Source organism: Oceanicola sp. 22II-s10i (assembly GCF_002210105.1).
Lineage (GTDB): Bacteria > Pseudomonadota > Alphaproteobacteria > Rhodobacterales > Rhodobacteraceae > Pseudooceanicola.
On record NZ_AQQU01000010.1, the window covers coordinates 108,023 to 126,521 of the forward strand.

The 18,499-nt window shown below is 65.8% G+C and carries 20 protein-coding genes; 10 read left to right on the top strand and 10 right to left on the bottom strand.

What is annotated here, in order from left to right:
* Positions 1 to 140: 140 nt before the first annotated feature.
* The 5 genes from repB to motA form a co-directional block, all read right to left on the bottom strand.
* The gene (gene repB, locus ATO6_RS20320) at positions 141 to 1,082 is read right to left on the bottom strand and encodes a plasmid partitioning protein RepB (RefSeq protein WP_088625881.1); all 942 of its coding nucleotides are present in this window, start codon (positions 1,080 to 1,082) and stop codon (positions 141 to 143) included.
* A gap of 1 nt (position 1,083) precedes the next feature.
* Positions 1,084 to 2,256 (bottom strand): plasmid partitioning protein RepA, encoded by a 1,173-nt coding sequence (gene repA / locus ATO6_RS20325; protein ID WP_088625882.1) that lies wholly within the window; start codon positions 2,254 to 2,256, stop codon positions 1,084 to 1,086.
* 157 nt (positions 2,257 to 2,413) lie between these two features.
* A complete protein-coding gene (locus ATO6_RS20330; RefSeq protein ID WP_088625883.1) occupies positions 2,414 to 2,842 on the bottom strand; it encodes a flagellar export protein FliJ in 429 nt (142 codons plus the stop codon).
* Positions 2,832 to 3,101: a hypothetical protein gene (locus tag ATO6_RS20335; protein WP_088625884.1), complete on the bottom strand. Its 270-nt coding sequence runs from the start codon at positions 3,099 to 3,101 to the stop codon at positions 2,832 to 2,834. Before ATO6_RS20335 ends, ATO6_RS20330 begins: the two co-directional genes overlap by 11 nt.
* Positions 3,098 to 3,964 (bottom strand): flagellar motor stator protein MotA, encoded by an 867-nt coding sequence (gene motA / locus ATO6_RS20340; protein ID WP_088625885.1) that lies wholly within the window; start codon positions 3,962 to 3,964, stop codon positions 3,098 to 3,100. Before motA ends, ATO6_RS20335 begins: the two co-directional genes overlap by 4 nt.
* Before the next feature lie 130 nt (positions 3,965 to 4,094).
* Here motA and ATO6_RS20345 point away from each other — a divergent pair, with 130 nt between their 5' ends.
* The 10 genes from ATO6_RS20345 (at position 4,095) to ATO6_RS20390 (ending at position 14,551) form a co-directional block, all read left to right on the top strand.
* Positions 4,095 to 5,216 (top strand): hypothetical protein, encoded by a 1,122-nt coding sequence (locus ATO6_RS20345; RefSeq protein ID WP_088625886.1) that lies wholly within the window; start codon positions 4,095 to 4,097, stop codon positions 5,214 to 5,216.
* Positions 5,213 to 6,562: an FkbM family methyltransferase gene (locus ATO6_RS20350; RefSeq protein ID WP_088625887.1), complete on the top strand. Its 1,350-nt coding sequence runs from the start codon at positions 5,213 to 5,215 to the stop codon at positions 6,560 to 6,562. Before ATO6_RS20345 ends, ATO6_RS20350 begins: the two co-directional genes overlap by 4 nt.
* The gene (locus ATO6_RS20355) at positions 6,559 to 8,412 is read left to right on the top strand and encodes a hypothetical protein (RefSeq protein WP_088625888.1); all 1,854 of its coding nucleotides are present in this window, start codon (positions 6,559 to 6,561) and stop codon (positions 8,410 to 8,412) included. The genes ATO6_RS20350 and ATO6_RS20355 overlap by 4 nt, the downstream gene beginning before the upstream one ends.
* Before the next feature lie 201 nt (positions 8,413 to 8,613).
* Positions 8,614 to 8,910, top strand: coding sequence for a MucR family transcriptional regulator (locus ATO6_RS20360; RefSeq protein ID WP_088625889.1), 297 nt, complete (start codon positions 8,614 to 8,616; stop codon positions 8,908 to 8,910).
* Positions 8,911 to 9,009: 99 nt separating this feature from the next.
* Complete coding sequence (locus tag ATO6_RS20365; RefSeq protein ID WP_088625890.1) at positions 9,010 to 9,411, top strand: MucR family transcriptional regulator; 402 nt, start codon at positions 9,010 to 9,012, stop codon at positions 9,409 to 9,411.
* 18 nt (positions 9,412 to 9,429) lie between these two features.
* Positions 9,430 to 10,452, top strand: a complete 1,023-nt coding sequence (locus tag ATO6_RS20370) for a flagellar motor protein MotB (protein WP_088625891.1) — start codon at positions 9,430 to 9,432, stop codon at positions 10,450 to 10,452.
* A 315-nt stretch (positions 10,453 to 10,767) separates the two neighbouring features.
* On the top strand, positions 10,768 to 11,544 hold the full coding sequence (locus ATO6_RS20375) for a hypothetical protein (protein WP_088625892.1): 777 nt from the start codon (positions 10,768 to 10,770) through the stop codon (positions 11,542 to 11,544).
* 104 nt (positions 11,545 to 11,648) lie between these two features.
* Complete coding sequence (locus ATO6_RS20380) at positions 11,649 to 12,374, top strand: sigma-70 family RNA polymerase sigma factor (protein WP_254919221.1); 726 nt, start codon at positions 11,649 to 11,651, stop codon at positions 12,372 to 12,374.
* Positions 12,371 to 13,867 carry a flagellar hook-length control protein FliK gene (locus ATO6_RS20385; protein ID WP_088625894.1) on the top strand — a complete coding sequence of 499 codons (1,497 nt, stop codon included), beginning with the start codon at positions 12,371 to 12,373 and terminating at the stop codon, positions 13,865 to 13,867. The genes ATO6_RS20380 and ATO6_RS20385 overlap by 4 nt, the downstream gene beginning before the upstream one ends.
* A gap of 15 nt (positions 13,868 to 13,882) precedes the next feature.
* Positions 13,883 to 14,551, top strand: coding sequence for a flagellar hook assembly protein FlgD (locus tag ATO6_RS20390; protein ID WP_088625895.1), 669 nt, complete (start codon positions 13,883 to 13,885; stop codon positions 14,549 to 14,551).
* A gap of 3 nt (positions 14,552 to 14,554) precedes the next feature.
* On the opposite strand, the gene ATO6_RS20395 is transcribed toward ATO6_RS20390, so the two are convergent.
* The 5 genes from ATO6_RS20395 to flgF all read right to left on the bottom strand — a co-directional run bounded on the left by ATO6_RS20395 (position 14,555) and on the right by flgF (position 18,397).
* Entirely contained in the window at positions 14,555 to 15,322 is a 768-nt protein-coding gene (locus tag ATO6_RS20395; RefSeq protein ID WP_088625896.1) for a hypothetical protein, read from the bottom strand.
* Between the two features lie 91 nt (positions 15,323 to 15,413).
* Positions 15,414 to 16,175, bottom strand: coding sequence for a flagellar basal body L-ring protein FlgH (gene flgH, locus ATO6_RS20400; protein ID WP_088625897.1), 762 nt, complete (start codon positions 16,173 to 16,175; stop codon positions 15,414 to 15,416).
* Positions 16,172 to 16,843: a flagellar basal body P-ring formation chaperone FlgA gene (flgA, locus tag ATO6_RS20405; RefSeq protein WP_088625898.1), complete on the bottom strand. Its 672-nt coding sequence runs from the start codon at positions 16,841 to 16,843 to the stop codon at positions 16,172 to 16,174. Before flgA ends, flgH begins: the two co-directional genes overlap by 4 nt.
* 3 nt (positions 16,844 to 16,846) lie before the next feature.
* On the bottom strand, positions 16,847 to 17,632 hold the full coding sequence (flgG, locus tag ATO6_RS20410; protein ID WP_088625899.1) for a flagellar basal-body rod protein FlgG: 786 nt from the start codon (positions 17,630 to 17,632) through the stop codon (positions 16,847 to 16,849).
* A gap of 12 nt (positions 17,633 to 17,644) precedes the next feature.
* A complete protein-coding gene (gene flgF / locus ATO6_RS20415) occupies positions 17,645 to 18,397 on the bottom strand; it encodes a flagellar basal-body rod protein FlgF (RefSeq protein ID WP_088625900.1) in 753 nt (250 codons plus the stop codon).
* Positions 18,398 to 18,499 lie beyond the last annotated feature (102 nt).

An 18,499-nucleotide genomic window follows, 5' to 3' on the forward strand; every position in this document is an offset into this window, starting at 1 on the left:
ACAGCTGTCAACTTGAGCGGCTAGATTCGAAGTGCGAAAACGAACAGGCCTCTCGGGATGTCATGTCCTGGGGGGCTTTTTCTTGTGCTCTGCCTCTGTCGGTCCTCCTGTCTGCTGCTGCTCCCTCGGCCCCACCGGGCCTATTCGCCGCGCGCCTTTTTCCAGTCGCGGTGAATCTCTGCGATGTTCTCGATCAGCCAGTCCTCGAACCCGCCGCTTTCGTCGGCGTCGAAGGTCAGCGTCGTCCTTTTCCCGGCCTTCTTCGCCCGCGCCACGACGGTGTCGCCCGCCTTCAGCTCCCTCGGCTGCTTTTTCGGGGCAGGGGGGGCGGCGGGTTTCGCGGTGATGATGGCAAAGGCCTGTTCGAACCGGGCGTCCGAGGTGTCGGCGTCCAGACCGCGCGCGATCTCGGGCACGAGGTCGGTGAACTGCGGCATATGCTCGGCCAGTTTCATCCAGCGGTCACGTCCGGCGGAGGGCGCGGGCCCGATGGCGCGCATCAGCTTGACCGGGACGGCCTCGGCCACCGCCAGCATCCGGGAAATGAGCGTCTTGTCGATGTTCAGCGCGTCGCAGACGACCTTGCGCTCGAAACTCGCCTCGACCATCTGGCGGGCGAAGTTGGCCTTTTCGATAAAGGTCAGATCGCGGCGCTGGCTGTTTTCCTGCCCCTGCGCGACGATCAGGTCGCGGTCGTTGATGTCGCGGATCATCGCCTTGACCGGCTGCTTCAGCGCCTTGAGCGCGGCGACACGGCGGCGGCCATAGACGACCTGGTAGCGGCCTTCGGTGTTCGGATCGAAGCGCAGCAGCACAGGCACCTGCTGGCCATAGGTCGCCAGCGAGTCCTTCAGCCGCTCGAAGTCCTCGGGATCCTCGCCCAGCCGGTCCTTGAAGCCGGCATCGTCGATCATGTCGGCATGCACCTCGACCATCGCGCGGCTTTTCAGCTGGGCGATGGACTGGCTGACGGCGCCGATCGCGCCCTTGGTGTAGGTCGGGCGCGGGGCAGGGGCCTCGGCCTCCTTGCGGGGCGCGTCCTGCCCCTCCATCAGACCGGAAAGCAGGTTCTTGCGTGCCATGTCAGCGTCCCCACGCCTGCTGCACAAGGTCCAGTATCTCGCCGTTCACTGCGTTCAGGCTTTCCATCGCCCGTTCATAGGTCGTGCGGGTGAACTGGCTCTTTTCCACCTCGTACAGAGTCTGTTTCGTGATTCCGGCGTCGGAAATCGCCGTCGATTTCAGGACCGGATGGTTCAGGACATATTCCCCGAACATGGAGCGCATGAAGCTCACCATCTGGTTCTGTGGCCCGTCGCCGGGCTCGTATCTCGTCACCACGTAGCGCATCCAGTCATACCCCATGTCGCCGCCAGCCTCGGCCACGACGCCGAGGAGGTTCGAGGTCATCAGCAGGAACTGGCACATGGACATCACGTCCAGCATCTGCGGATGGACCGTCACCAGAACGGCGGTGGCCGCCGAAAGCGCCGACATGGTCAGGAAGCCCAGTTGCGGGGGACAATCCATGACCACGAGGTCGTAATCGCCTTCGACTTCGGCCAGCTTGTCCCCAACCCTGGTAAAGAAGAGGTTGCCGGACCGTTCGGCCAGCGCGCGGGGGGTTTCGTGTTCGAACTCCATCAGGTCGAGGTTGCCGGGCACGATATCGAGACCGTGGAAATAGGTCTTCTGCACGATGTCCTTGAGCGCGACCGGATCGTCGTAGCGGATCGCGTCGTAGAGCGTGCCGCCATCCAGCAGGTCGAATTCCGGCTGGAACCCGTGCAGCGCCGAGAGGCTGGCCTGCGGGTCGAGGTCAATGGCCAGCACGCGATAGCCGTCCAGCGCGGCCTTCTGCGCGAGGTGCGCAGCGGTCGTGGTCTTGCCGCTGCCGCCCTTGAAGTTGATGACCGTGATCACCTGCAGATGGTCGCCCTTGCGGCGGCCGGGCAGGTAGGTTCCCGGCGTTTTAGTGCCTTTTTCCAGCAACTGGCGCAGCGCGGCGATATCGGCGAATTCGTAGTAGCGGCGACCGTTCTTGGTCTCGACCTCGGGGCCCTTGCCCTCGAGGTGCAGCTTGCGCAGATAGGCGTCCTTGACGCCCAGCAGGTTCGCGACCTCGCCACTGGTGAATTTGCGCAGTTCCTTCCGCGCGTTCGGGGGGAACAGCTGTTCCCGGTGCGCCTGCAGTCGTTCCGACAGACGGGATGCATGATCGCCGACCAGAAGGTCGATGCGTGCGTTTCGGCCCATGGCCTTCTGCCCTCTTGCCCAAAGCGTTTGTTACGCTTTATGTCGTTTTATTGGCTTTTCTCCGTAATTGAATGCCGCGCTTTGCAGATTCGGGCAAGGGGAATCTGCCACATCTGGTAGGGCGCGTTGCAATCAGACACTAATGCGCCGCGATCGACTAGCCCTTCCACCGCTGGCGCGCGACCTCGTCCATTTCGGCGGCCTCACGCTTCTTCTCGGCATGGCGCAGCTCGGCCATGCGGCTAAGGCGCAGAATTTCATAGGTTTTCTGTTCCGCAAGCGCCGAACGCAGCGCATCCTCGGCCTTGTTCAGGCCGGGGCGCAGGGTCGCCATCTCGGAGGAAATGCGTTCGATCTCGGCCCGGATCGAGCGGATGAAGCGGCCCAGGTAGATGGCGCCTTCGACGCCTTCGACATGTGACTCACCCGAAATCCGCTGTATCAGGGTCTCTTTCTCGGCCTCGAGCTGGGTCATCTTGCCGCGAATCTGACCGGCGGCGCGGGCCTTTTCCTCGGTCTCCAGCCGCTTGACGCGTTCCATGATGTCCAGCGCCCGGATCCGCCTCCGGTCGGCGTCAGTGGCCATTGCCCTTGTCCGCCTTCGCCGCCGCGTCGGGATCGACCGGCAGCTTGTTCTCGCCCTTCAGCTTGGCGCGGACCCGTGCCAGCACGTCGAGAGGGTAGCCGTAGCCCGTGGCCGGCATGACGTGGAACCGGCCCGCCACGGCGGCCGAGGTGACCTCCTTGCCGTCGTCTGCGGGTTCGGGGGCCGAGGGCGTCGCCGCGACGGCGGCCGCGGCCAGAACCGGCGCGGCCAGCAGGGTGAGGGCGGCGCGCGTCCTCATGCGGCCGGCAGCTCTTTCTGCGCGGCCTCCACCGTGTAGAAGTCGGGCTGCATCCGGGTCGGGATATTGCCGCGGCCGATTTCCACGCAGATCGAGGGCGGGAAATCCGACACCATCGCGACAAAAATATCACGGATGATGTTGTAGAAGGCGGCGTCTTCCTCCTCGATCTGGGTCAGCCGGCCCGAGATCGGGGCGACCATACAATAGGCGATGAACACCCCGAGGAAGGTGCCGACCAGTGCGCCGCCGATCATCTTGCCGAGGATCTCGGGCGGCTGATCGACCGAAGACATGGTCTTGATCACGCCCAGAACGGCCGCGACGATCCCGATCGCGGGGAGGCCGTCGGCCATCACCTGGATCGCATGGGCCGCTTCGAGCGATTCATGGTGGTGCTTCTTGATCTTGCGGTTCAGGACATCTTCGGTCGCGTATTTGTCGTCGAACTGCATCGACAGCATGCGGAAACTGTCGCGGATCAGGTCCTGCGCGAAATGGTCATGGGCAATGCGCGGATAACGCTGGAAAATCTCGGATTCCTTGGGGCTTTCGATGTGGCTGTCCAGCGCCAGGATGCCCTTGGCCTTGTAGATGCGCGTGAGCTCGTACATCAGGTTCAGCAGGTCGGTGTAATCCTTGGCCTTCCACTTGGGCCCCTTCATCACCTTGATGACGCCCTTGGCCGCGCCCTTGATGACGGACATGGAGTTGGCGATCACGAAGGCGCCGATGGCGGCCCCGCCGATCATCATGCCTTCGAACGGAAGCGCGTGGATCACGATATCCATCTTGCCGCCCGAGAGCATGAAGCCCCCGAAGACCAGCCCGAAAACGAGTGCGAGTCCCAGTAACATCGTCATGTCGGTTATCTCTGCCTGATATGCCCTGCCGGTTGATCCGACTTTGAGTGTGAGCATAGTTAAATTTGACTTCACTTCAAGTATAAACAAGAATAGGATGACCTAGGGGCCAATCTATTCGGCAGAAATCATGAACAAAGCAGAAAAGCTTGCATACTTCTTCGAGTCTCGCGACCTGTCCAGCGTGTTCCGCGACTGGCCGGCCGAGATCGGGCTTGTCCTTTGCATGGATGATGACGGCGGTTGCGAAATGCTCCTTCATCACGTGGCCGAGGGGCGAACGGTCATCCGCAAGGTGGCGTCGGTCCTGAACCGGCCGCTCGGGCAGTTCGCCGTGGTGCCGCCGGTCGAGGGTCATCCGACCCGGCGCGTGCTGTTCTCGGACGAGCAGAAGCTGCTGGCGCTGGTCGCCGCCGAAACCGACCTGCCGGAGATGGCGCAGGACTACCTGCTGAACTTCCGCTATGAAAACGAACGCCGCCGCCAGCGGGGCGAGCCGGGCGGGACCGCCCGCACCGCGCCGTCGTCGCGCCGGTCCTCGGCCAGCACCCCCCGGTCGCGCTATCGCTACGATCCGGTCAAGGACATCAAGCCGCGCCTGCACCTGAGCGAGATTTCTCCCAAGGAACATCCCGCCGCCGCCGGTGACATCTATTACCGCGCGGGCGATCTGAAGGGCGACGAATGCCGGTTCGGCGAGGCGATCATCAGCATCGGGTCGCGTGGCGTCCGGCTGACGATCTCGCCCGATTACGTGATGGACGACACGCCCGCGATCCGCGTGATGGATGTCGCCTTCCGTGACGATTTCAGCCGTTTCCGCCTGCCGCCCGAGGTGGGCCGGATCTGGATGGCGGGCGATCCGCTGATCATTGACATGCCGGTCGAGGCGTTCCCGAGCGGACTGCAGCAGCGGTTCGCGCTGGCCTCGCGCATGGCCGATATCACCGTCACCCGGCACGGCATGTTCGTGACGCCCGGCGCGCAGGTGCCGCGCCGTCCCGCGCCGCAGTTCCAGCCGATCCCGCAGATGCAGCGGCAGCCCGAGCCGGAGCCCGAAGTCCAGATCCTCGATCCGATGCCCGCGCCCGCGATGCGCCAGATCCCGCAGCGTCGCGCCATGCTGACGCCGTTCCGGCTGGCGCTGGTCGCGCTGACCGGCGTGGGCCTGATGACCGGGTCGGTCATGCGCGCGGTCGAACTGCCGGAGATGCCGTCGGCCTATGTCCAGGTGTTGCGGGCGGTCGAGTGATCTGCGCCGTCATAACGCCGGTCGGCCCCGGCCACATGCACCTGCTGCGCGACAGCTGTGCGCCCTCGGTCGAGCAGGCCAAGGCGTGGAACATGGGGCCGTTTTCCGACGTCCGGCATTATGTCATGGACGACACCGAGGGGCGACACGGCCGCTCTGCCCGCCGGAACGAGGCGATTGCCCAGGCGGTGGAGGAAGGCGTCGACTGGGTCTTCTTCCTCGATGCCGACGACATCCTGACCCCGAACGCCTTCGAGGCGTTTGGCCGGGTGATCGCGGCGGAGCCCGACCTCGACGCCGTCTGGGGCCTGATCGTCACGCTCGACGGGGCAGGGGAACCGGAGCTGCGCGAGGGCCAGCCCGAACGCATCGACACGCGCGAGGCGTTCCTGTCGGTCGAGCCGCATCAGGCTGTGCAGATCGGCGGCTTCTTCCGGACCGACGCGGTGGCGCGCTACGGCTTCGATACCGCGATGGATACGGGCGAGGATTACAAGCTCTACTGCCAGCTCTGGGCCGGGCACGCTTGTGCCAAGCGGCCCGAGATATTCTTCGTCAACCGGCGCGGCCAGCATTCGACCGGGCCGCGCAGCGCGACGGGGCAGGACTGGGCCGCCGAGGTCATGCGCCAGTGGCGCGCGCAGCTGGCCGAGGTGCCGGTCTTTGCGACCTTCGAGGACGGATGCGGCAACCCGGTCAGGATGCGGATCACCAACCCTGCGGACCTGATCCAGAACTCCTACCTGCAGGGCCATTTCTTCGAGGCGGACTCGCTGGAAAAGCTCAAGACGCTGGTCCGCGCGGAGCGTCCGAACATCGTCGAGGTCGGCGCGAACATAGGCAACCACGTCGTGTGGTACGCCCGCCATCTGGACGCCGGCCGCATCTACCCGGTGGAGCCGAACCCCGAGGCGCTGCGCCTGCTGGACGCGAATATCGAGGCGAACGCCATCGGTGACCGCATCGACCGCCGGGGCTGGGGCCTGGGCGCGGGTGCGGGCGAGGGGCGGTTCGTCACCCAGACCGACAATGCCGACAACCTGGGCGCCACGCGGCTGGTCGCGGCCGCGGACGGAGGGATCGAGACCCGGTCGCTGGACGTGCTTCTGGGGCAGGACAGGGTCGATTTCATCAAGATCGACGCCGAAGGGATGGAGCTGGACGTGCTGCAAGGCGCGGAGGCCCTGATCGCGCGGGACAAGCCGGTGATCTGGGTCGAGGTGCTGCGTCCGAACATCATGGGGTTCGTTCAGGGCTGGTGCCGCAAGTCCGGTTATCGCGTGATCGACAGCACCCCCTACCGCAACACGGTGGACTATTTCGCCGTACCGAAGGAGTGGGCATGACCACCCAAGCCCTGTCCCGCAAGGAAAAGCGCGCCCGCATCGCCAAGGCGTCGAAACTCTACGGCATCAAGGGCGAGGAAAGCCTGATGCTGCACGAGGCCTATCGCGCGCTGAACCGGGGCGAGACCGGGACGGCGCTGCAGATGGCGCATCCGGTGACGCAGAGCCATCCGGCGAACCCGCACGGCTGGATCATCCTCGGCGGCGCCGCGCTGAACCAGCGTGAGGGTGCGACGGCCAAGGCGTTCTTCGGCAAGGCGGCCGAGGGCGCACCGAAGGATCCCGTTGTGCTGGCGGGGATGGCCAAGGCTCATGTCCTGTGCGCCGAGGTCGAACCGGCCTGCGATATGGTCGCGCGCGCCGTGGCGGCGGGATCGGACGACGTGTCGCTGGTGCTGCTCTACCTCGATTTCATGTCCCGCCTCGGGCGGCGGCTCAAGGCGGTCGACGTGGTCGCGCCGATGGCGCGCCGGGTGGCGAATGCCGACCTGTCGTTCCGGCTGGGCAACATGCTGGTCGAGGCGGACGAGACGGTCCGCGCGATCGAGTTCCTCGACCGGGCCTATCAGATCGACCCGATCCCCGAGGCCTACCAGATCGCGAAGCTGCGGTCGCTTCTCTATTCCGTGCGGCTGGACGAGGCCGAAGCGATGGCGCGGCAGCTGATCGGGGTCGTCACCGACCGCGACACCGTCTGCCTCGTGCTGCTGACCGTGCTGCGCGTCCGCCGCCGGCTGGACGAAGCCGAGACGCTGATCGAGAGCTTTGAATTCGCCACGCCCGAAGCCTATGCGCAGGCGCGCGGCATCCTCGCCAACATCGAGCAGGACCGCGGCAACACCGCCGCCGCGGATGCCGCCTATGTCGAGGCGCTGCATGTCGCGGGCGATGCGGGGCGGGTCGGCAAGGCCTATGGCGTGTTCCGCTTCCGCGCGGGCGACTTCGCGGGCGGGCAGTCCTATTTCGATACCCGCTTCCCCGAGGTCCAGCGCCGCCGGATCCCGCTGGACAATGCCGCGCCCGAAATCCTGGCGCAGCGCAGCCACCTGTGGGTGATGACCGAGCAGGGGATCGGCGACCAGCTGGCGCTGATGCAGCTGCTGCGGCTCGCCCCGCTGGCCGAGGGCGCGCGGGTGACCTTCGTCGGCGATGCCCGGATGGGGGCGCTGCTGAACGGCAACACGCTGGGGCTGGCGCATCTGCCGCAGGACGATTTCCTGTCCGGCCGCGTCGCCATTGCCCCGCAGGACGTGATCTATCTGGGCGACCTGACCCGCTACCTGGCCGATCATCCGGCCTCGGCGCACCAGGGGTCGACGCTGCGGCCCGATGCCGGGCGGGTGGCGCATCTGCGCAAGGGTTACGAGGCGCAGGCGAACGGGCGGCCGATCGTCGGTGTCGCATGGGCCAGCCGGTCGCTGATCGGCGCGCTGCGGTCCATCGCGCTGAGCGAGCTGGTCCGCACGCTGCCCGAAGGGGCGCTGGTGGTGAACCTGCAATACGGCGCGACGGACGGCGACATGGCTGCCGCACGGTCCAAGCGGCCGGACCTGACCTTTGTCACCGACCGCCAGATCGACCAGATGCAGGACCTTGCCGGGTTCGCCGCGCAGATCGCCGCGCTGGATACGGTCGTCAGCATCGACAACACCACCGTCCACATGGCCGGGGCCATCGGCCATGCGGACACCCATGTCCTGTTGCCCGCCGGATCGGAATGCATGTGGTACTGGGGCGAAACCGCGGTGACGGATCCGTGGTATGGCTGCCTGACCCTGCACCGCCAGGCCGTCGCGGGTGACTGGTCGGCGCCTCTGGACACGCTCGGGGCGGCGCTCTCGGGGCGCTGAGCCCCGGAAATTCCACGAATTACCAATGGATTGGCGGCGTTCTGCATGGACCCTGTGGCGCTGTTGCCACGGCTATCCGGCAGCCACGCAATAAATATCAAGATCCGCGGAACTTTTTGGAAGCTTTCAACAAGGATTAACTTCCGCGGCCTATCTCACCTCTGAAGCAGGCAAGAAGAACTGCAAGCAGAGGCAGAGAAAATGTTTACAGCGATCCGTCGTTTCACGATGCGGATCCTGCAAACGCAGCGCAAGGCCAACGGGGCGCAGACCCCGAACGGTGTCGCGTCTGCGGAAGGGCAGGGCAGTCCGAACTTCATCGTGTGCAGGGAAACCGGCGTCCACAAGCCGACCCTGACGCGCCACATCCGCCAGACCCTCGGGATGACGCCCGAGGAATATCGCCGGAAATGGCGTCTCGATCCGTCGACCCCCCTCGTGTCACGCACCTATCTTGCGCAGCGGGCCGCCGCCCGGAACGCGATCGGTGCAGAATGATTGCCGCATTTTCGCCCTGCGCGCATGATCTGCGGGTTTCTGAGCTTGGCAATTCACCGAATCGCGGTGAACTGCGTCAAGAACGGCTAGGATAGACCGATGAACAACAAAGAAGACAACGCGGACACCATCGGCCGTATCGTTGCGGCCTATGCCTCCCGCCCCGATGTGACACCGGACGACATCGTCAACCTGTATCGCCGCCTGTCCGGCGACACGGCGCCCGCGCCGGCCATGGCCGAAAGCCCGCTGCAGCCCGCGCTGCCCCCGGCCCGCGCGGTGACCGAGGACAAGGTCTACTGCCTGTGCTGCGGCCGCGGCTTCAAGATGCTCAAGCGGCACCTCGGCGCGGAACACAACATGACCGAGGCGGAATACCGGACGGCCTTCGGCCTGCCCGAGGACATGCCGCTGGTCGCGCCCAGCTATTCCCGCAAGAAGGCCGAGCACGCGAAACAGGCGGGCTTTGGCAAGTACGACCGCTCGCTGGTCGCAGAATAAGCCGGAGCGCAGGGACACATGGCGGCATCGAACCAGCCCATCGTCATCAAGAAGATCATCGAGGAAGGCGGCGGCGGACATCACGGCGGCGCGTGGAAGGTCGCCTATGCGGACTTCATGACCGCGATGATGGCGTTCTTTCTGCTGCTGTGGATCCTCGCCGCCTCGGACGAGGAAAAGCTGCGCGGGCTGGCCGATTACTTTACCCCCAGCCTGTCGGATTCCGGCGGCCGGGGCGATGGACTGCTGGATGGCAACGTGCTGGGCCCCGATGGCGTGATGAGCGGGACCGACGGTCCGCATTCGCCGGTCCGCCTGCCGAGCTTCGGTCAGGAGAACCCGCTGGCCGTGTTCGACAGCCGCCTGCGCGATGAACAGCCGCAGGTGATCGTGGAATACGAAACCCGGCCCGACGGGGTCAAGACCGACACCACCGCCGGATCCGGCGAGGCCGAGATCACACCCGACTCCCGCCCCTCGCGCCCGCCGGCGGACCCGGTGGCCGACGCCGCCGAACAGGCCGAGCTGGAACGCGCGCAGGAAGAGCGTGACGCGGAACTCGACCGGCTCGAGGACCAGATCAAGCAGCAGGTCGCGGGCGACAGCCGGCTTCACGACTTCACGGAAAACCTGCGCTTCGACCGCACGCCCGAAGGGCTGGATATCCAGATCGTCGACAAGGACGGTCGGTCGATGTTCGACACCGGCTCCAGCCGGATCGAGGAACGGACGCGCCAGCTGTTGCGGATCGTGGGCGAGGCGATCCTCGACATGGAACATACGCTGACGGTGTCGGGCCACACGGACTCCGTCCCCTATTCCAAGTCCGGCGGCTATTCCAACTGGGAGCTGTCGGCGGACCGCGCCAATGCCACCCGCCGGGTTCTCACGGACACCGGGGTCAACCCGTCGCGGTTCACCCGCATCTCGGGCCTGGCCGATACGGCGCCGCTGGACCCCGAACATCCCGACGCGGCGGAAAACCGGCGGATCAGCGTCACGATCAACTATCCCGAGCCGACCTTGTCCAAGATGAGGTGAGCCCCACATCTAGTGTCGGCCCGATTGGTAGACAGGGAATGTGCCCCCGTTAACACGCTGCGAAAAAAACTTTCATCTTGCGCGCGTGCCATGACGGCGGCATCACGCGCCGGGTGAGTGGCTGATTTCCGCCGGTTCTCAGATACTTGACTCTGGAAATCACCCACCGGATATGGATGGCCGCTGAATTGCAAGACCCATATCTTGCCATCTCGTTCACATATCGTGTCTTTTCTCGTGACCTCCCCTCACATAGAGTGGAACCGAGGTGATTTGCCCCCGCCATCTGCCTGGCGGGACCTTGGGGAAACTTTCATGCGGACAGACGCTCTGCTGCGACGGATATGGCAGGGAGAGGTCGGCGAAGCCGGCCGTCCCGCCGACGTCAAGCTGCGTCCGGTTTTTACCGGAATCGTTCGCGTGCCCGCGAAAATGCTCGAGTTAGAGACGGATACGCCGTTCCTGATGGCCGACGACGCCGAGCTGATGCCGGCGCTGCCGCTTGGCGACGTGCTGGCCGAGGAACTCGACATGGAGGTGCCCTACGGCTCGTTCGTGCTGTTCCTGCCGCGCCGGCCGGGGCGGCCCGATCCGGTGCTCAGGTCCCGCGACTTCGGCGTGCTGACCGGCGAGGCGCTGCAGCATGTCACCGGGCACGGCTCGCTGGCCTCGCACCAGGTGACCGGCGGGCTCTACGTGCTGGCGCATTGCGCCGCGCGGCTGGCGGCGAATGCCACCTCGCAGAACCGCAAGTTCGACACGCGCGCCTTCTGCCTCGGGCTGGGGCAGAGCCTGTCGCGCGCGTGGCGCAGCGACCGGGCCGATCTGGCGCCTGCGCCGTTCGACCGGCCCGATTTCCTGTGGCAGCCCGAGCTGCGCAGCTACCTGACCGCGCTCGATCCCGCCTTTGCGGCGCCCGACGCGGTGACCATCCCCTGCGATCTGCTGACCGTCTGCGACCAGCCGGTGGCGCTGGCGGAATGGGTCGCGCGCGTCGACGCGCAGGTCCGCGACCTGATGGCCGCGCTGGACACGCCGGATCCGGCCGTGCGTGGTCTGAAAGCCATCTCAAGCCGGTTTAATCTTCAGTAAGCCATTCTGAGCTTTCTGCAATTCTTGAACTGTGCTTATCTATTAGCGCAGGCAAGGAAAAATGTTGGGCACTGTTCATGATGTCCATGTCATACCGAGCTGCAATGCGCGAGCCCCTGCTGGAAGCAGATCAAGAAAGGGCCGCGATATGCAGCTGGCAGGATCACGGTGACCGTAAGGCACTGGAATTATTGCTGCGCTCTCATGCGCGGCAGGCCTGGTCACAGGCCGCCAGGTTCACGGACAATCCCGTGCACATGGAAGATCTCGCGTCCGAAGGCTTTATCGGGCTGATGCGGGCGGCGGACAATTTCGACCGCGCGCAGGAGGTCCGGTTTTCGACCTATGCGGGGTGGTGGGTGATGAACGGGGTGTCCAGCGCGCTGGCGCGGACCAAGACAGTCATCGACGTCCCGTCGCGCACCTATCTGGACGCGCATCTAGGCAAGCTGGACGAAGACGAACGGCAACGCGTCCGCATGGCGGTTCAGGGTTGCATCGCCATCGACTATGCCCCGGACGAAGAGGACAACCCGCGCGGGCGGGACATCCTGATTTCCGACGACGCGGGGCCCGAGGACATCGTGACGGAGGACAGCCGTCACAGGCAGATCTCGGGTCTGATCGGCAGCGCGCTGGCGCGGATGTCCAAGGAGGAATCCGAGGTCATCCGGCGGCGCAAGCTGCAGCCCGCGCCGGACAGTTACGAAGAGATCGCCTTTGACCTGCGCGTCACGCCGGAACGGCTGCGGCAGGTGGAAAAGCGGGCGCTGATGCGGTTGCGGCGGATCCTGATCGACTGCGGATTTTCACGGAGTGTGCTGGCATGAATATCTTTGCCATGCCGGGCCAGACCCAGGCGACGGAACAGGGCACGACCCAAGCGGGCAGTACGCTGCCCGAGGGGGCCAGAGGCCTGTTCGCGGCGATCCTGCCGCTGATGCGGCAGGCGGCGGCCACGGGTGACGAAGCCGGGCCGGACGGAAAGGTCGCCGCGATCTTCGACAAGGCCGCCAGCGCGCTGGCGGCCGACGATGCGTCTGATGCCGAAATCGAGACGATTCTGGCGGAAATGGTCAATGGGCTGGCCGCGCACCTGCCGCCGGAACTGGCTGGAAAACTGGCCCCCGCGCTCGCGGCGACGATGGCGCCGGACGCCGGTTCCGCGCCGGTCGCCCCGGTTCCCGGAGCGGCGGTCAATGTCTTTGCCGCGACACCGCAGGCCGTGCCGCTTGCTGGTGGCTCGGCGGGTCCGGACAGCCCGGCGGCACAGCCGACGGTTCCGCTTGTTCCGCTCGCGACTGCCGGGCCAACCGGCGCGCCGGTGCTTGCCCCGGCGAGCGCGGGACCGGTCGGAAGCGAGACACCTCCCGGACAGACCGTCCCGGCGACACAACCGCCGGCGATGGCCGGCGCCGCTCCGGCGGAGTCCACTGTCGGCAAGCTCCTGACACAGGCGGTCCAGACGCAGTCGCAGCCCGCACCGGAGGCCGTGCCGCTGGTGCCGACATCGGCGAAACTGACGCTGACCCTGTCGACCTCGGTCCCGGTGGCACCCGCCACCCCGATCCAGATCGTGCCGCAGCCGATCCCCGCGCGGCGGCTGGCCGAGGCGGTGCCCGAACTGCGGCAGATGATCCTTGGCGGCACGAAGCCCGGCGCCCCGGTCCAGACCGGCACCGCCCCTGCCGCATCCAAAGCCGAGCCGGGCGAGTCCGCCACCGCCCTGCTGACACGCATCGTGCAGGCCGCTGCGGCGACCACCACTGCCTCATCCGGCGAGAAACTGGCGCCGAACCTGTTGCCCGACGTGGTTGTCGGTCCGACGCCGGCGGCCGGTCCCACCATTCCCGCCCCGTTGCAGGTGCCGCCGCTGGCCCCGCCGCCGCCCGCACATATGCCGCATCAGACGGCGGACGTGCGGCAGATCATGCCGCAGATCCGCGCGCAGGTGGATGACACCGGCCAGATCCGCGTGGCGCTCAGGCCCGAGGGGCTGGGTGTCGTGGAAATCGACCTGGCCAAGGACGACAGCGGAGAGCTGCGCATCGTGGTCCGGGCAGAAAACCAGTCGGTCCTGACCGCCCTGCGCGGCGACCGCGAAGGGCTGGCGATGATGCTGCGCGATGCGGGGCACAACGTGGGCGACCGGAACTTCACTTTCGGCGACCTCGGGTCGGGCGATCCCCGGTCGGGCACCCGGTCCGACGCGCGTGGCGAGCCGCGCGGGACATTCACCGGCGAAGCGGGCGAGGCGGACGACGATGCCGCGCCCCGGACACAGCGCGTGGCCCTCGATGGCCGCGTCGACATGAGCGTTTAGATAGGAGGTCGTGACATGGCGATCGAGACCATCACCAACACCACTGCCACGACGGCGACCGGCGCTTCGGCCACCTCGCTGAACAAGCTGAGCGGGGACTACAACAGTTTCCTGAAACTGCTGACGGCGCAGATCTCGAACCAGGATCCGCTCAAGCCGATGGACAGCACGACCTTCGTCACCCAGCTCGCACAGCTGAGCCAGGTGGAACAGAGCGTCACGACCAACGCGAACCTCGAAAGCATCGCGCAGCAGCTGTCGGGGGTCGGGTCGCTCGCGGGTCTCGGTCTGCTGGGGCGCGATGTGGTCGCGCCGTCGAACATGATCACGACGGACGGCAACGGCGGGCCGGTGCATTACCGCCTCGCCGCGCCGGCCAACTCGGTGACGCTGACGATCCGCGATGCGCAGGGGTCGATCGTGCGGGTGCTCAAGGAACTGCCTTCGTCGGACGGCACGCTGAACCGGGCCGACTGGGACGGCATGGATTACGAGGGCGCGCCGGTGCCGGACGGGATTTATTCCGCCGAGCTCGAGGCGCTGGACAACGAGGGCAACGTCATTGCGTCCCAGGCCTATACAAAGGCCAAGGTGGAACGGCTGAGTTTCTCGCAGGGGATCGCCACGCTGGAACTGGCCAACGGCGAAATCGTCACCGCTGGCATGGTCGAAACGATCGAATGATCGTCAGCTGCGCGGAACGTCGGCCTTGAACATCGTCAGGAACAGCACTTCGCCGACCTGGTCGCCGAAATCGTTCTTGAGGTCCGCCGACATCGTCTCGGCCAGGTCCTCGGTGTCGATGTTCGCGCCCTGAAGCGCGGGCGTTCCGGCAATCCGGTGCATCGACATCAGGATCGCATCCCGCAGGCGGGTGGCGTTTTCCGGCATGTTGAAATGCGCGGCACTGTCGAGGTTGTCGACGGAAACGCCGATGTCCGAAACGATATAGGTGACGCTGGCTGCACGCTGAACGGGCACCGTGACACGGCCAAGCTGGATGACCTTGGAATCCTTCAGCTGAAGCGCGGACATGGTGCCGCGCGCTTCGGGACGCAGGTCGACCGCGACGGCGCCGGTGCGCGATTCGGGTTTCGATCCGCCGACCTTGGGGGCCGACTTGGCGACCGCATGGGCCGCGGATTTGTTGGCCGCGGGGGCGTGATCGTCCTGAGCCGCATGGCCGGTCGCCTTGGCCGGGATCAGCTGGGCGTCATGCTGAGCCGGGGCGTGGGCGTCGTCCGGATTGTGGCTGGCGGGGCCATGGGTCTCGGCCGCCTTGTGGGTTTCGCCCTGGGCGAGACCGTCCAGCACCTTTTCCGCATCGGTCCGGCCGTCAGCTTCGGCGTGTTCGATCGCGACCGGTTCCTTGACGTCGAACATCTGTCCGGCGCCGAATCCGGCTGCTCCGAAAATCACCGGCAGTGCGGCGAGGGCGATGTGGCTCTTCTTCATTGGACTGACACCCGAATCCATATTGGCTCAGGTGTCAGATATGCTCCCGGAATCCGGCGAGACTTTTCTTAAATTTTGACGAAACGTGGATTCAATATGGCAGGATGATGTCCATCACGTCCTCGCCATAGCCCCGCGTCTGCTGCCTGCTCAGGCCGCCACGGCCGCCGTAGACGATGCGCGCCTCGGCGATCTTGTCGTAGGGAATGGTGTTGTCCATCTGGATATCCTGCGGCCGGATGATACCGGCGACCCGCAGTTCACGCAGTTCCTCGTTGACCATGACCTCCTGCCGGCCGACCACGACCATGTTGCCGTTCGGCAGTTGCTGGACGACCAGCGCCGCGACCTTGAGCGAGATCGTTTCGCCCCGCTTGATGGAGCCGCTGCCGCCCGACTGTGTGGTCGAGGTGATGTCGACGATGTTGCCCGAGGGCAGGTCGCCCGGCCCGACGCCCGGCAGGATCTTGTCGATCTGGGTGCCGTAGCCGAAGAATTTCGGGAAGCCGATGGAGCCGCCGCCGTTCCGCGACCGGTCGCTCGCGTTCCTCAGCGTGGCCTCGTCGTCGATCTCGATCAGGATCGTCAGGATGTCGCCGACCTGCGTCGCGCGCTGGTCGCCGAAGAACCCGGTCGACCCGTGTTCCCAGAGCGAGGCGCGTTCGGCGCGGTAGGGCACGCGCTCGGGCTTTTCCGGCGGCATGGGGATCGACACGGTCGTCGCGTTGTAGACGTCGTTCTGGTCCAGCCCGATCTTGCTGACCTCGGGTTCGCGGTCGAAATACTTGCTGTCGCAGGCGGTCAGCGCGGTGGCGGCCAGCAGGGCGACGGCGAAGCGGGGGAGGGTGCTCATCGGATGATCTCCACGATGCCTTCTGCGCGGGCGACGGCCCGCAACGACTTGTTGCTGACGAGGTTCACGATCCTCAGTTCCTGCCCCCGGTGCGCGTCGTCCAGCGCGCGGCCCGGTGCGGTCAGGACCATCCGGCCATCGTCGAACTGGATTTCCACCCGGTCGCCGCGCGTGACGACGCGGGGCTGGGTGATGGACTGGGTCATGACCTGACGGCCCTGCGGCAGCATCCGCTTGACCTCCATCCCGACCAGGTTGCCGGGGTCGGTCACGGAATAGGATCCGATCCGCCGCACTGGCAGTTCGACCATGGTCACATCCGCCTCGGTCACGATCTCGCCCGGCATCATCCGGCGGTTCGGCACGGGCAGGGTGACCGTCACCAGCGCCAGCCCCTCGATCCGCGTGACGCGGCCGTCCTCGGTCACGGCGTTCGCCAGAAAGCGCCCGGTCTCGCGGTCCATCCAGAAGGCGGACAGCAGTTCGGCCCGTTCGATATGCGTGTCGGCCAGCCGGATGCGGATGTGCGCCGCCTCGGGCAGCTCCGCCCCCCAGACCTGCCGGGCGCGCTCCTCGACAAGGAACTCGGGCGTCTCGGCGCGTGCGCCGACAGCCATGATACCGAAGAGGGCGAAACCGATGAGGAAGAGGAAGCGGATGGAGGTCATGGCCTACTTGATCTGGTTGACGGTATTCATCATCTGGTCGGCGGTCTCGATGGCCTTGGAGTTCATCTCGTAGGCGCGCTGAGCGACGATCAGGTCGGTGATCTGGCGGACGATGTCGACGTTGGACCCTTCCAGGAACCCCTGCCGCAGGATGCCGATGCCGGGATCGCCCGGCACGCCCGCGACCGGATCGCCCGAGGCGACGGTGGCCAGCAGCAGGTTGTTCCCGATGGGCCGCATCCCCGCGTCGTTGACGAAGGTCGACAGCGTTAACTGGCCGACCTCGACCGGGATCGGATCGTTTTCCACATAGGCGGACAGGATGCCGCCCTCGCTGATCTCGACCCGCGTGGTGTTGTCGGGCAGGGCGATGCCCGGATCGACCTCGAAGCCCTGCTGGTTCACAAGCTGGCCGGCGGGCGACAGGCGGAAGGTGCCGTCGCGGGTGTAGGCCTGCGTGCCGTCGGGCATGTTGATCGCGAAGTAGCCCCGCCCCTCGATGGCGACGTCCAGCTGGTTTTCGGTCTGGACCAGCCCGCCCTGCGTGTTCAGCCGGACCGTGCCTGCCGTCCGCACGCCGAGGCCGATGTCGATGCCGGTCGGCCGCGTGGTGCCCTGGTCCGAGGTCGCCGCGCCCTCGCGGGCGAGGTTCTCGTAGATCAGGTCGGTGAAGGCCGCGCGGGCGGTCTTGAACCCGGTGGTGTTGGCGTTGGCGATGTTGTTCGAGATGACGTCGACGTTCGTCTGCTGCGCCATCATCCCGGTTGCTGCGATTCCAAGTGCTTTCATTGTCCCGACCCCTTACATCGTGGCCCGGCCGAGACGGCTGAGCATGTCTTTTTTCAAGCTGTGTTCGCTGTCGATCAGGTCCGCCGCCCGCTGATAGGCGCGCTGGATCATGATCAGGCGGGTCACTTCGCTGATCGGGTCGACGTTCGACGCCTCGATACTGCCCTGCACCGCTTCGGTCGCCGCCTCCTGCTGGGGCACGCCGACCGCGCCCTGCGGCGCGACGTAAAGGCCGTTGCCCATACGTTCGTAGCTTTGCAGGTCGGGCAGATCGAACATGCCGATCCGCGCCACCGCGCCGCCGTCGTTGGTCGAGATCGTGCCGTCGGGAGAGATCACGAGGCTGCTGCCGATGTCGGGGGGCAGGGCGATCGGGCCGCCGCCTTCGTCCAGCACCTGCGCGCCGGTCATGGTCATCAGGTTGCCCTGCTGATCCATGACGAACCGCCCGTCCCGCCCGAAGGCTGTGCTGCCGTCGGGCAGCTGGTAGCCGAACCAGCCCTTTCCCATGAGCGCCACGTGCAGCGGATTGTCCGTCCGCGTCAGGGCGCCCTGCCGTTCGTCGACATAGGACCCCCGGTCGAGGACGAAATTGGTGCCGTCGCCCACTTCGGCGCCTGTATCTTCGTAAAGATAGCTTTCGAACAGAACCCGCTCGGACTTGAACCCGTCGGAGTTCAGGTTCGCGAGATTGTTCGCCGTCACATCAAGCTGCCGCTCGAGCGCTGTCATTTGTGACAGCGCGACGTACGTCGTGTTATCCATGCTCACTGCCTCGCCAATTTTTGGCTTATTTTATCTTTTGTTGCTGACCATGCTGTTTCTGTTAGAATAAAGCAAGACTATACATGGTTTAACGAGAATTAC

Excerpts from the sequence above, each read along its gene's own strand:
- repB (WP_088625881.1), bottom strand. The coding sequence starts at position 1,082 with ATGGCACGCAAGAACCTGCTTTCCGGTCTGATGGAGGGGCAGGACGCG.
- repA (WP_088625882.1), bottom strand. The coding sequence starts at position 2,256 with ATGGGCCGAAACGCACGCATCGACCTTCTGGTCGGCGATCATGCATCC.
- ATO6_RS20330 (WP_088625883.1), bottom strand. The coding sequence starts at position 2,842 with ATGGCCACTGACGCCGACCGGAGGCGGATCCGGGCGCTGGACATCATG.
- ATO6_RS20335 (WP_088625884.1), bottom strand. The coding sequence starts at position 3,101 with ATGAGGACGCGCGCCGCCCTCACCCTGCTGGCCGCGCCGGTTCTGGCC.
- motA (WP_088625885.1), bottom strand. The coding sequence starts at position 3,964 with ATGACGATGTTACTGGGACTCGCACTCGTTTTCGGGCTGGTCTTCGGG.
- ATO6_RS20345 (WP_088625886.1), top strand. The coding sequence starts at position 4,095 with ATGAACAAAGCAGAAAAGCTTGCATACTTCTTCGAGTCTCGCGACCTG.
- ATO6_RS20355 (WP_088625888.1), top strand. The coding sequence starts at position 6,559 with ATGACCACCCAAGCCCTGTCCCGCAAGGAAAAGCGCGCCCGCATCGCC.
- ATO6_RS20360 (WP_088625889.1), top strand. The coding sequence starts at position 8,614 with ATGTTTACAGCGATCCGTCGTTTCACGATGCGGATCCTGCAAACGCAG.
- ATO6_RS20365 (WP_088625890.1), top strand. The coding sequence starts at position 9,010 with ATGAACAACAAAGAAGACAACGCGGACACCATCGGCCGTATCGTTGCG.
- ATO6_RS20370 (WP_088625891.1), top strand. The coding sequence starts at position 9,430 with ATGGCGGCATCGAACCAGCCCATCGTCATCAAGAAGATCATCGAGGAA.
- ATO6_RS20375 (WP_088625892.1), top strand. The coding sequence starts at position 10,768 with ATGCGGACAGACGCTCTGCTGCGACGGATATGGCAGGGAGAGGTCGGC.
- ATO6_RS20380 (WP_254919221.1), top strand. The coding sequence starts at position 11,649 with ATGCGCGAGCCCCTGCTGGAAGCAGATCAAGAAAGGGCCGCGATATGC.
- ATO6_RS20385 (WP_088625894.1), top strand. The coding sequence starts at position 12,371 with ATGAATATCTTTGCCATGCCGGGCCAGACCCAGGCGACGGAACAGGGC.
- ATO6_RS20390 (WP_088625895.1), top strand. The coding sequence starts at position 13,883 with ATGGCGATCGAGACCATCACCAACACCACTGCCACGACGGCGACCGGC.
- ATO6_RS20395 (WP_088625896.1), bottom strand. The coding sequence starts at position 15,322 with ATGAAGAAGAGCCACATCGCCCTCGCCGCACTGCCGGTGATTTTCGGA.
- flgH (WP_088625897.1), bottom strand. The coding sequence starts at position 16,175 with ATGAGCACCCTCCCCCGCTTCGCCGTCGCCCTGCTGGCCGCCACCGCG.
- flgA (WP_088625898.1), bottom strand. The coding sequence starts at position 16,843 with ATGACCTCCATCCGCTTCCTCTTCCTCATCGGTTTCGCCCTCTTCGGT.
- flgG (WP_088625899.1), bottom strand. The coding sequence starts at position 17,632 with ATGAAAGCACTTGGAATCGCAGCAACCGGGATGATGGCGCAGCAGACG.
- flgF (WP_088625900.1), bottom strand. The coding sequence starts at position 18,397 with ATGGATAACACGACGTACGTCGCGCTGTCACAAATGACAGCGCTCGAG.